Annotated in this window: 9 protein-coding genes; 6 read left to right on the top strand and 3 right to left on the bottom strand. The window is 66.5% G+C overall.

The genetic code is table 11. The features are described 5' to 3' along the window. Nucleotides 1-42: 42 nt before the first annotated feature. Complete coding sequence (locus tag CA260_RS16410) at nt 43-1317, bottom strand: threonine/serine ThrE exporter family protein (protein ID WP_111984095.1); 1275 nt, start codon at nt 1315-1317, stop codon at nt 43-45. A gap of 345 nt (nt 1318-1662) precedes the next feature. Here CA260_RS16410 and CA260_RS16415 point away from each other — a divergent pair, with 345 nt between their 5' ends. The 4 genes from CA260_RS16415 (at nt 1663) to CA260_RS16430 (ending at nt 6924) form a co-directional block, all read left to right on the top strand. Further along, entirely contained in the window at nt 1663-3432 is a 1770-nt protein-coding gene (locus CA260_RS16415) for a glutamine--tRNA ligase/YqeY domain fusion protein (RefSeq protein ID WP_111984096.1), read from the top strand. Nucleotides 3433-3628: 196 nt separating this feature from the next. Continuing rightward, nucleotides 3629-4186 carry a nucleoside deaminase gene (locus CA260_RS16420; protein ID WP_111984097.1) on the top strand — a complete coding sequence of 186 codons (558 nt, stop codon included), beginning with the start codon at nt 3629-3631 and terminating at the stop codon, nt 4184-4186. Then, nucleotides 4183-4920: a TVP38/TMEM64 family protein gene (locus CA260_RS16425; protein ID WP_111984098.1), complete on the top strand. Its 738-nt coding sequence runs from the start codon at nt 4183-4185 to the stop codon at nt 4918-4920. The genes CA260_RS16420 and CA260_RS16425 overlap by 4 nt, the downstream gene beginning before the upstream one ends. Before the next feature lie 153 nt (nt 4921-5073). Beyond that, a complete protein-coding gene (locus CA260_RS16430; protein ID WP_111984099.1) occupies nt 5074-6924 on the top strand; it encodes an ATP-binding response regulator in 1851 nt (616 codons plus the stop codon). An 18-nt stretch (nt 6925-6942) separates the two neighbouring features. Here the strand turns inward: CA260_RS16430 and CA260_RS16435 are convergent, their stop codons facing one another. Continuing rightward, on the bottom strand, nt 6943-8715 hold the full coding sequence (locus CA260_RS16435; protein WP_172461872.1) for a type VI secretion protein IcmF/TssM N-terminal domain-containing protein: 1773 nt from the start codon (nt 8713-8715) through the stop codon (nt 6943-6945). Nucleotides 8716-8981: 266 nt separating this feature from the next. Here CA260_RS16435 and CA260_RS16440 point away from each other — a divergent pair, with 266 nt between their 5' ends. Further along, the gene (locus CA260_RS16440; RefSeq protein WP_111984101.1) at nt 8982-9671 is read left to right on the top strand and encodes a LuxR C-terminal-related transcriptional regulator; all 690 of its coding nucleotides are present in this window, start codon (nt 8982-8984) and stop codon (nt 9669-9671) included. Between the two features lie 85 nt (nt 9672-9756). Continuing rightward, a complete protein-coding gene (gene phnD, locus CA260_RS16445; protein WP_238149790.1) occupies nt 9757-10812 on the top strand; it encodes a phosphate/phosphite/phosphonate ABC transporter substrate-binding protein in 1056 nt (351 codons plus the stop codon). 60 nt (nt 10813-10872) lie between these two features. On the opposite strand, the gene CA260_RS16450 is transcribed toward phnD, so the two are convergent. Next, nucleotides 10873-11394: a DUF3617 domain-containing protein gene (locus CA260_RS16450; protein ID WP_172461873.1), complete on the bottom strand. Its 522-nt coding sequence runs from the start codon at nt 11392-11394 to the stop codon at nt 10873-10875. Nucleotides 11395-11724 lie beyond the last annotated feature (330 nt).

Consider the following 11724-nt stretch of genomic DNA (forward strand, 5'->3'; position numbering starts at 1 on the left):
AAACGCCGGCGATTCGCCGGCGTTTCGCTTTCGGTCATTCCGTCACAGCGACCGGCGTGGTGCGATCAGCAAATCGCCGAACAACAACCCCGCCACCAGCGCAATAAGCAGGGTAATCAGCAGCATGCTGCTATCCATGCCTAGCGTGGTGTCGCGTTCCAGCAAATAGGAAACGCTGCGAAATCCGACGCTTCCCGGCACCAGCAGGATAATGCCGGGCTCACGGATGATGGCACCCGGGCGATGCACGAAGCGCGCGTAAAGATTGGCCAGGCTGCTGAGCATCAGGCCACCGAGGAATACCCCGAATGGCGCCGCCGGCAGCTTGCCCGCCAGGGCGCCGCCCCAGCGCGTGGCGAGATAACCCAGCACCACCGCCGCCATGACCACCAGCCAGTCGCGTCGCGCCGCGCGGAACGACACGGCGAAGGCGAATGCGCCCACCAGCAAGGCCGGGTAATCGGTCCAAGCCGGCAAAGGCGTCAGCGCGTAATCGCGCCCCTCGATGCCGAAGGCGTTGCACAGCTGCGTCGCTGCCACGGTGCCGAAAGTGAGCTTGATCAGCGTGGCGATGGCGCCACCCATGCGTGCCACGCCAGCCACCAGATGCTGGCTGGAAATTTCGCGCACCGCCGTGGTGAGCGTCATGCCGGGCATCAGCACGATCAGGCCCGCGAGGATCACCGATTTGATCGCCAGCGGCACCACGAATTGGCTGACCACGATGGCGATGGTGGTAGCCACCAGCGCACTGATCGCCTCGCTGGCCACGGCCAGCCGCGGACGCGTGGCCGAGAGCACGGTGATGGAGCCGATGATGAGCCCGATCACCGCCGCGGTGATCAGGTCGGCCCACGAACTGTGCAGCAGCAGCGCCACCACACTCGCCGCGGCGAGGCTGTAACTGGCGATCACCCCCGCCTGTGCGCGACGCGTGTCGGGACGGCCGAGCTCGCGCAAACGGCGGAAGCCTTCCCTCAACTCGATGTCGCCGGCAATCACCTTGTCCGCGATCTCGTCCGCCTCGCTGAGCCGCGCCAGGTTCACGTCACCCGGCGCCAGCCTCATCACCTGGGTGACCTGGGCCACGTCATCCTCGCCCTGGTCCAGGTCGGTGAACGAAATGATGATCGCGGTGGGGCTGGACCACACGTCCGCCAACAGGCCAAGACGCTGCGCCGCCCCTCCGATGGCTCCCTCCAGGCGCGGTGCGGCCGTGCCGTACTGGTGCAGGCGACGCGCCAGCTCCAGCAGGAAGGCGATGCGGGTGTTCAGCGGCGCGGTAGCCAGGGGCGTGACGACCACGGGATGGTTCATCGGGCGCCAGCCCGGTTCGGCGGCGCGAGGGGCAAAAAAACGGCGAAAAGAGAGGTATCCGTCGACATGCCGCTAGTAGACCTGATTTGGATGACTATTGTCAGCGACAGCCCGCTTGCTCGGCACCACCTGTAGGAGCGCACCCAGTGCGCGAAAGGCCTTTACGTGTGCGGCGTGGGCGCTGGAGCGGCGACAACCCGGCTCTTCGGCCATGCCTGCCTCTGCGGTCGTGCACTGGGTGCGCTCCTACAGCCAAGGGGGATGATGAATCCGGGGGGAAACACCCCCATCTAGGACAAGGTAAACTTGGCGGTTCCGCCACCTCGCACGGGTTTCGAGTTTCCGATGTCCACCGATAAAGCCACCGTTGAACCCACCACCTCGCCCGCCACCCCGCAGGCCGAGGGACAACGGGACTTCATCCGCCAGATCATCCGCGAGGACCTGGCCACGGGTAAGCACCATGACATCCGCACCCGCTTCCCGCCCGAACCCAACGGTTACCTGCACATCGGCCACGCCAAGGCGATCTGCCTGAACTTCGGCATCGCCCGGGAGTTTACCGGCTGGTGCAACCTGCGCCTGGACGACACCAATCCGGGCAAGGAAGACCCCGAGTTCGTCGAGGGCATCAAGGACGACGTGCGCTGGCTCGGTTACGAGTGGCACGACCTGCGCCACGCCTCGGATTACTTCGAGGTGTTCTATGACGCGGCGGTCAAGCTGATCCAGGACGGCGTGGCCTACGTCGACGACCTGAGTCCGGAAGACATGCGTGCCTACCGCGGCACGCTCACCGAGCCGGGCCGTCCTTCGCCGTTCCGCGACCGCAGCGTGGAGGAGAACCTCGACCTGTTCCGTCGCATGCGCGCGGGCGAATTTGCCGACGGCTCCAAGACGCTGCGCGCGAAGATCGACATGGCGTCGGGCAACATGAACATGCGCGACCCGGCGATCTATCGCATCCGCAAGGTGGCGCACCAGAACACCGGCGACGCGTGGCCGATCTACCCGATGTACGACTACGCGCATTGCCTGTCGGATGCGCTGGAAGGCATCACGCACTCGCTCTGCACGCTGGAGTTCGAAGACCATCGTCCGCTGTACGACTGGTTCGTCGACAAGGTCGACCTGGTCAACCATCCGGAGCTGTGGCAGCACCTGCGCGAAGGCGGTTTCCGCACCGAGCCCGCCAAGCCGCGACAGATCGAGTTCTCGCGCCTCAACCTCTCCTACTCCATCACCAGCAAGCGCAAGCTCGCACAGCTGGTGAACGAGAACCTGGTGGACGGCTGGGACGATCCGCGCATGAACACGCTGCGTGGCCTGCGTCGCCGCGGCTTCACGCCGGGCGGCCTGCGCCTGCTGATCGAACGGCTGGGCGTCAGCAAGCAGAACAGCATCATCGACTACTCGATCCTCGAGAACTGCATTCGCGAAGACCTCGACGCCACGGCGCCGCGCCGCATGGCGGTGCTCGATCCGCTGAAGCTGGTGATCACCAACCTGCCGGAAGGGCACGAAGAGACGCTGACCTTTTCGAACCATCCCAAGGACGAGAGCTTCGGTACGCGCGAGGTGCCGTTCGCGCGCGAGCTGTGGATCGAGCGCGACGACTTCGCCGAAGTGCCGCCGAAGGGTTTCCATCGGCTGAAGCCCGAAGGCGAAGTGCGCCTGCGCGGCGTGGGCATCGTCAAGTGCGACGAGCTGGTGAAGGACGCCGACGGCAACGTCGTCGAACTGCGCTGCACGCTCGACCTCGAATCGCGCCAGGGCATGCCGGGCGCCGACCGCAAGGTGAAGGGCACCATCCACTGGGTAAGCGCGAAGCACGGCGTCTCCACCGAAGTGCGCGTCTACGATCGCCTGTTCAACGTGGCGGATCCGGACGACGAGAGCGACGGCAAGACCTGGATCGAACACATCAACCCCGACGCCAAGCGCGTGGTGCGCGCATGGCTGGAACCTGCCGCGGCCTCCGCGGAGCCTGAGCAGCGTTTCCAGTTCGAGCGCCTCGGCTACTTCGTGGCCGATCGCGTGGACCACAAGCCCGGCGCGCCGGTGTTCAACCGTGCCGTCACCCTGCGTGATACCTGGGCCAAGCAGGCCGGCTGACGCCGACATCACAGGGAAACAAGAGCCTGATTATGCTCTCCATATCGCCTGCGCAACCCTTCGGGCCGGGCCTGTTTGCCCTCCCGCCGTCGTCATCATTCAGTCGTGTATCGACATACACTCCTTCACTCTTCCTTGGCTGGCGCGCAAACAGATCCCGGCGCGGGCCATATGGAGAGCATAATCAGGCTCTAGCATGCTCAGTCTTCAGATTCACCTGACCCTGCCGCCGTGGATCGGCGATGTGGTCGACGAGCGGAAGCGCTACGTCACCGACGAGGAGCGCGTGGGTTTGGCGATCGAACTGTCACGACGCAACATCGAGCATGGACAGGGCGGCCCGTTCGGCGCCGCCGTGTTCAACGCCGACGGCCGCGTCGTGTCGGTGGGCGTCAATCGCGTCGTGCCACAGACCTGCTCGGTCGCGCACGCGGAAATGATGGCGTACATGACCGCGCAGCAGCGCCTCGCCGCGTTCCGCCTCAACCAGGACGGTGGCAGCTACACGCTGGCCACCAGCGCGCAGCCGTGTTGCCAGTGTTACGGCGCTACCGTGTGGGCCGGCGTGGATGAACTGCTGATCGGCGCGCGTTCCGAAGACGTGGAAGAACTCACCGAGTTCGACGAAGGTCCGCTGCCGGCGGACTGGGTGGGCGAGCTGGAGCGACGCGGCATCGCCGTGCGCCGGGACATCCTGCGTGACGAAGCGCGCAGCGTGCTCGCCGCCTACGGCCAGACCGGGCAGCACTATTGAGCCGCCTGCGCGCTGCCTTGCCGCTGATCCTGCTGGTCGTGGCCGGCATCGTGCTGTTCAGCTCGGGCGCGCTGGACCGCCTGCACCCTGAGCAGCTGGTGATGCACCAGGCACAGCTGCGCACGGACATCGCCAATGCGCCCTGGCTCAGCCGCATCACCTTCATCGGCCTGCTCACCCTCGCCATGTCGACCGGCATCCCCGGTACGGTCATCATCATCATGGCCGGCGGGTTCGCCTTCGGCGCGCTGGAAGGAAGCATCTACGGCTCGATCGGGCTCACGCTGGGCACGCTGATCCTGTTTCTGGCGAGTCGCTATGCCTTCGGCGCCGGCAGCAAGCATCCGCCGGCGATCGTCGACAAGCTGCACCATGGTTTCGAGCGTCATCCGGTGGCTTACACCATGTTCCTGCGCTTCATACCGGTGGCGCCGTTCGGGTTGATCACGGTGGGGCTCGCCTGGCTGCGTTGCCCGCTGTGGCTGTTCCTCGGCGCCAGTTGGCTGGGCGGCACCGTCTCCCTGATTTTCGAGACGTCCATCGGCGCCGGACTCGGCGAGGCCCTGGCGCAAAGTCAGGGCCATTTCGGCCTAGGCCTTCTGATGCAGCGCTCGATCTGGATGCCGCTCAGTGCGATCGGACTGCTCGCCTTACTGCCCTTGCTAGTGGAACGCTTCAGCCGCCGACGACGCCAGGCAGGGCTCGCTACCTCGGCAAATTCCCACGACCGGTAAGGCTATACCCCCTCGGCCAATGGGCTAGCTGCCCTACTTCGTGAATCGCGCTAGGCTGGCGGCGCCTGGCGCATGGACGCCGGAAGGGGTCGACGGCCGATGGGTGCAGGGGCGAACTCCCGAGCGGGACGGTGGTGGCGGCGCACGTCGCTGATGCAGCGATTGGCCCTGGTCGCGCTCGTGCCCACGCTGGTGACGGCCACGCTGCTGGTCGTCATCCTCACCCAGCACCAGCTCAACAGCCTGCGCGGCATGGCGCAGATCACCGCCGATGCCATCGCGACCCAGGCCGCCTCCGTTTCCACCACGGCGCTGCGCGACATGCAGCGTCGTGAACTGGTGCGTATCGCCGAATCGATCGGCGACCTGCCCCACGTCGCCCGCGTGCAGATCCGCGCGGCGGACGGCGAGATCCTCGCCGACAACCTCGGCCGCAGCGGCGGCGGCAACGCCGAGACACTGACGGTCGTGCGCGATGTCGTCGATACCGAACAACCCGGTCGCCCCGTGCTGGGCTCGGTGATGGTCGACGTCAGCCTGAGCGATGCCATCGCGGCGCAGCAGGCGAGCCTGCGCAATGCGCTCTTCGCCTTGGCGCTGAGCGTGCTGGTCGCCGCGGTCATCGGCTGGCAGGCCGCGCGCTGGATGAGCGCACCGCTGCGCCGCCTGGTGTCCGCCGTGCACCAGCTGGGACGCGGCGATCGCCACGTCGAGGTGGAGGTCACCGACCAGACCGAAATCGGCGAACTGCAGCGCGGCTTCAACAGCGCCGCGCTCGCGCTGTTCGATGTGCAGCGCAGCATGGAAAAGGAGATCGAGCACGCCACGGTGGAACTGGCGCGAAAGAACGCGGCGCTGGAGGCAGCCAGCGTGGCCAAGGCACGCTTCCTCGCCGCGGCGTCGCACGACCTTCGCCAGCCGCTCTATGCGCTGACCTTGTTCTCCTCTTCGCTGGCCGAGGACGAGCGCGACCCGATCCGGCTCGACCGCATCGCCCACATCCAGGAATGCGTCGAGGCGCTCGATCATCTCTTCAGCGAACTGCTCGATCTCTCGCGGCTGGAAACCGGAGCGATGCAGATCGAGATCACCGAATTCCCGCTCGACCAGGTGCTGGAGGAAGTGAGCCGCAACTTCCGCATGATCGCCGAGCAGCATGGCCTGCGCCTGATCATGCGCACTACCGATGTCTGGGTGCGCAGCGATCGCACGATGCTCGCGCGCATCCTCAACAACCTGGTGAGCAATGCGCTGCGCTACACGCACGAAGGTGGCGTGCTGGTGGTCGCGCGTCGCCGCAGCGATGGCACCGTGCGCCTGGATGTATGGGACACCGGCACCGGCATCGCGCCGGAACACCAGGCGCGCGTATTCGATGAGTTCTATCGCGTGGAATGCCACGGCAACCACGAGCACGACACCGGGCCGCGACGCGGCCTCGGCCTGGGCCTCGCCACCGTGCAACGCCTGGCCGAACTGCTGGACACCCAGGTGCAGCTGAAGTCGACGCCCGGGCGCGGCAGCGTCTTCAGCTTCCACCTGCCGCAGGTGCCTCCGCAGCAGGTGCCTCACGGCACGGACGAGGAAACGCCGCTCGATGTCTCGGGCATGCGCGTGCTGGTGATCGACGACGAACCGGCCATTCTCTCGGGCATCCGCTACCTGCTGCGCAGCTGGGGCTGCGAGGTGGCGGTGGCGGAAGATCGCACGCAGGCGATGCTTGCCGCGGAGGAATGGCCGACGCCGCCCGACATCGTGATCTCCGACCTGCGCCTGCGCGATGGCGAGAGCGGGCTGGACGTGCTCGCAGCGCTCGACCAGCACTACCAGCGCGACGGCAACGCGCCATTCCCGCGCCTGCTCATCACCGGCGAAACACGCAGCGACCGCCTGCGGGAAATCATGGCCGCACGCATTCCCGTGCTCTACAAGCCGGTGTCGCCCGAACAGTTGCGTGAAGCGATGGTGGCCGCGTGGAGTACGAACCGCGCCACGGTGGCCTGATCAGGCCAGCGCGAGACTTCAGCCTTCCGCCGCGATGCGGCGCGCCAGCAGGCGGTCGGCCGACAGGAAGCGACCGAACAGGTCGTCGACGAAATCGCCGCTGGGGGCGCTGGGCCGTGCGCCGCCGGTGAGGTACAGGCCGCACCACAACAGGCGACGGCCGGCGCTGCCTTCGCCGGCCATCAGCCGGTCGAGGAATACCTGCAGCCCACGTTGCAGCATGGGCAGCGACTGCAGGAAAGCAAACACCTCGCGGCGTCCGTGGGCGTGGCGCTGCACGGCCAGAGCCGCCAAGGCCGCTCCCCGCAGGCGATGCCCCACCTCTTCACCACGGACGTCCATACGTCCATGCAGTGGGGTCGGTCCGGGAGACGGCAAGGCGATCCGCCAACCCAGCACGCGCCTGAACACGGCCGACGGCAGGGTCGACCTCACCGCGGCGTGGCCGGGCAATGCCTCCAGCCCGGTCACCACCACGTACAGCGGCAGCTGCAACTGCAGATGCCGCGTCGCTTCTCCGGCCATCTCCTGCAGCCGCGCGGCGCGGGCGCTGATCTGCGTGGTGGATTCGAGCAGGCTTTGCGCCGACACGCACAGCACCATGCCGTCCAGCGGGAGCTTGCGGCGCTCGCGCGCCAGCAGCGCGAGTGCCTGCGACCAGGATGACGCCTGCCCGTGCGGTTCGCCACCTGCCTGGAGCAGGTATCCGCCGGGTTCGATCGCGACCACCGAACGGAAGATCCACCAGTACCACGGGCGGGCTTCGGTATTCGTGGCGGAACTGCGTGCATGTGGTGCGTGCGCCGCAGCCTGCAGCAGGCTGCGCACCTCGGCCGCGCTGTCACCGAGGAACATCAGCCAGGGATGCCTGGACAGCTTCCGCCATTCGCCGCGGCGACGGAACGGATGCAACACCGTACCGCGCACGTGCCGCGCGGCATCGAGCAACACGGACCATACGTCGCCAATGCCATAGCTCGCCTCGGGGTGCGAGGCCACACGCGTGTGCGCACGCATCACCACCAGCCGATGCCACGCCAGCGCACCGGCCCAGGCCAGCGCACTCGCGGCGACCACGCCCAGGCCCAGCAGCGACCAGGTCTGCATGGAAATCACGTGGCTGAATACCGGCGCCACGAACGCCACCAGCACGAGCAACACCACGGCCGCCGCGACGAACTGCATCGACCGGCGCCCCACCCATGACGCCGGCAACCGCAACGGCTGCGACCCGGGGGCGAGATAGGGCTGCGGCGTGATCGGTTCGCGCTGCAGCGACTGCAGCACGCCCGGTGCCGTGATGCTGGGGCGGCAGTACAAGGCCTTGATCCTGCCCAGCTCGCCGCTGTCGTCCTGCTCGTAGTAGTACTGCCCGACATAGCCCAGCATCAGCGCCATGCCGAACACCTCGCGCACCTCTTCCGCCGTGGGCGGCAGGCGCGCGAGATGGTCGAAGAATTCACTGGCGGCGCTGGCCGTGCCGAACAGCTCCAATTGCAGGGGACTGGCCAGATGCTTCCATGCATCCTGGCGCATGACGATCTCGTCGAACCAGGCCACCGCGGCGAAGCCGGCCATCTCGACATCGGCCAGCGGCTTGCCTGCAGCAAGCGCCTTGCCGCGGGCCTCGTCCATGATGGCGCGGGCGCGCGCCTGCACGGTCGCCAGCTCGCCCGGGCCGTCAGGCGTCGATGCCTGCTCCTCGATGAGCAAGCCATACGAAAACAAAGGTGCGTAACACTCCAGCAGCCGCATGACACCCATGGCTCCGGCGTCGAGGCAAGGCGCCATGCGCATCACCCGACCCGTTCGCACCGTCTCCCATCAAAACAAACCCACGCAGCGTCATACCGTCGGCGCCGCCCCTGTTGCTTGGTGCAATGGACGACCACCGTCGCACCGTACCGATTCTCTCGGCCGCCTGCATGCCGGGCCATATGACCTTATGACTAGACCGTTCGTAAGCGCCGCGAGGTTGCCGTAGGCGCACGCTGGGGCTATGTTGCGTTCGCGATGCATGGCGATGGGAGCGCCGTGCGCGCGTCACGGGGAACGACATGCGCATACTGATTGCGGACGACCATCGACTGATCGTCGAAGGGGTCAAGCTCAAGCTGGCTGAGCTTGGGCCGGGCACCGACTTTGTCACCGCCATGGACATGGCCGAGCTGCGCGATGCGATCCACGCACCCGACGCAGCGTCGCTTTCGCTCGCACTGATCGACCTGGCCATGCCCGGTGTCCAGGGCAGCGAACACCTGACGGAAGTGATCGAACAACTGCCCGAACTGCCCGTCATCGTGCTGTCGGGCGTGGAAGATCCCAACCTCATGAAGAACCTGCTTGCGATGGGCGTGCAGGGCTTCATCCCCAAGGCCTATTCGCCGGACGTCATGCTGTCCGCCGTGCGCCTGGTGCTGTCCGGCGGCGTGTACGTGCCGCCGCTGATGCTGCAGGAGCGCAGCGATGGCGCGATCAATGGCGCAGCCACCGCGACGGTGCAGCCGCCCGCGCCGATGTCCACCCCGTCCGACTCGCTGGAAGAGCGCTTGCGCAAGCTGCTCACCGAACGCCAGATCGACGTGCTGCGGCTGCTCTCGCAGGGCAAGCCGAACAAGCTGATCGCGCGCGACCTCGGGATCAGCGAAGGCACGGTGAAGATCCATCTCGCCGCCATTTTCCGCGCGCTCAACGTGCGCAATCGCGTGGAGGCGGTGGTGGCCTCGCGACGCATCAGCGGCCTGTAAGGTCGACGCGCCCGTGGCGACTGCAGCCCATCCCCTTCGTACGCCGATGGCGTCGAGCGTCTGAGGCTTCCAGGAGAACGCCGTCTTGCCGAAGGGATGGGTGACAAGCCGGAGTTTCCGGTCCATCCGGCGGGCCGCCATCGGCCTGATGCTGGCGTGCCTGAGCGGCATCCCGGCACATGCAGCGCAACCCGCCAGTCCTCCGCACGACGCCAAGCACATCAGCGCCCTCACCTTCGGCATCCTGCCGATCGGCGGGCCATCGGAATCGCTGGCCGCATGGCGGCCGATGCTGGACGACCTGAGCCACACGCTGGGGCTGCCGATCCACAGCATTTCGGTCAGCACGTATGAAGGCCTGGCCCAGGCGCTGTCCGAGGAACGCGTCGATTTCGCCTTCGTTTCCGGCCGGCTGGCGCTCGACGCCGTCACCCACGATCGCATGCGGGTGATTGCCCAGCTGACACGCACCAACGGTTCGCGCGGCTATTACTCGGTGCTGCTGGTTGCCAAGGACTCGCCGCTGCGCGACGTGGAGGACATGTTCCGCCAACCGGGCCGCCTGAGGTATGGCCGCGGCGAAGTGCTGTCGGTTTCCGGCTACCTGGTGCCGGAAACCCAGCTGTTCGCCAACCGCCGCCTCGATTCGGACACGTTCTTCGCGAATGTCATCGTGGACAACCACCAGAACAATGCCCTGGCGGTCGCGAACAACGAGGTCGACGTCGCCACCAACAACACGGCGGACCTGGAGCGCTTCGCCAAGCGATTTCCCGACCAGTACGCGCGGCTTCGCGTGTTATGGACGTCCAGCCTGATTCCGCATGCCGTCGTGGTGATACGCGAAGACCTGCCCGCCGAACTTCGCCAGCGCGTCGCTGCCGCCCTTACGACCTATGGCACCGGAAAGAACGCGCAGGCCGAGCTGGCCAAGCTGCAACTGATCCACGACATCAGTGGCTTCGCGCCAGCCGGCAACGAAACGCTGGTGCCTTTCGCGGACATCGAGTTCAACCTCGACCGGCGGCGCGCCTACAGCGCGCAATGGGTCAGCGATGCCGCCATGCAGGCGCGCCTGCACAAGATCGACGCCGAACACCAGATGCTGGTCCACCAGTTGATGGCGCCGACGAAACCGTAGTCGCCGCGCCGCCTCGTGCGGACGCCCGCACGAGGCGGGCCTCCACGCAGAACGCAGCACTCAGTGGTGCTGCATGTCCTTGATGTTCATGGTGCTGCCATTGGGCATCACCATGTCGCCGGGCTTCTGACCTGCCGGACACTCGCCAACCCAATGGCCCGAGCTGGTCATCGCCATCTCGCTCTGGCCCATCACCGCCGGCTCGTACTTCATGTGGCCTTCGGTGCGATAAGCCGTGTCGCCGTCGAACTTGGTTTCGCTGTGGCTGGTCATGTTGACCGCGCCATTGGGCGTGTTGAGCTTGCAGACGGCATCGGACACGACCGTGGCGCCCTGCACGTTGACGTTGAACTTGCTGCACATCTGGCCGCTCATCTGCGAGCCCATCTTGTACATCGCCTGGTCGGTGTCCGCGTCCAGGCAAAGCTTCATCATCTGGGCGTGGCCGCCCATGCCGGAGGTCTGCATCTCCCACAGGCCTGGCTTGCGCTTGGGCATGTTGGCCGGAAGATCCTGCGCCATGGCGACGGTAGCGAAGCCAAGCAGGGAAAAGGCGAGCAGCAGACGACGAGGTGCGGACATGAGGATCTCCATGAGGCCCGGTGGGCCATGCGGTTGTGCAAGGTAGCGCCAAACGGCTTCGGCGTCATGCAATCGCCACCGCGTCCGCTTGGCCCCGGTTCTTGCGCCGCAACATGCTGCCCGGCAGGGCATATAGGCCGTTCGAACTATGGCGCCTCGCGCTAGAACGAAGTGGCTATCGTTGCCTCCCGGCGAATTCTTTAGAGTGCATCCCAGGGCATTTCACCAAGATGACGTGCGCCAAGGGCCGTTCCTATCGCCGACCATCGCGAGCCACACATCATGAAGCCGACGCCAGCCATGCCGTGCCAGAGGACGTCCGGGCGATGC

Origin of the sequence: Dyella jiangningensis (assembly GCF_003264855.1) — a bacterium.
Classification (GTDB): Bacteria; Pseudomonadota; Gammaproteobacteria; order Xanthomonadales; family Rhodanobacteraceae; genus Dyella; species Dyella jiangningensis_C.

Coding starts and splice junctions, on each gene's coding strand:
- CA260_RS16410 (WP_111984095.1), bottom strand. CDS start 1,317: ATGAACCATCCCGTGGTCGTCACGCCCCTGGCTACCGCGCCGCTGAAC.
- CA260_RS16415 (WP_111984096.1), top strand. CDS start 1,663: ATGTCCACCGATAAAGCCACCGTTGAACCCACCACCTCGCCCGCCACC.
- CA260_RS16420 (WP_111984097.1), top strand. CDS start 3,629: ATGCTCAGTCTTCAGATTCACCTGACCCTGCCGCCGTGGATCGGCGAT.
- CA260_RS16430 (WP_111984099.1), top strand. CDS start 5,074: ATGCAGCGATTGGCCCTGGTCGCGCTCGTGCCCACGCTGGTGACGGCC.
- CA260_RS16435 (WP_172461872.1), bottom strand. CDS start 8,715: ATGGCGCCTTGCCTCGACGCCGGAGCCATGGGTGTCATGCGGCTGCTG.
- CA260_RS16440 (WP_111984101.1), top strand. CDS start 8,982: ATGCGCATACTGATTGCGGACGACCATCGACTGATCGTCGAAGGGGTC.
- CA260_RS16450 (WP_172461873.1), bottom strand. CDS start 11,394: ATGTCCGCACCTCGTCGTCTGCTGCTCGCCTTTTCCCTGCTTGGCTTC.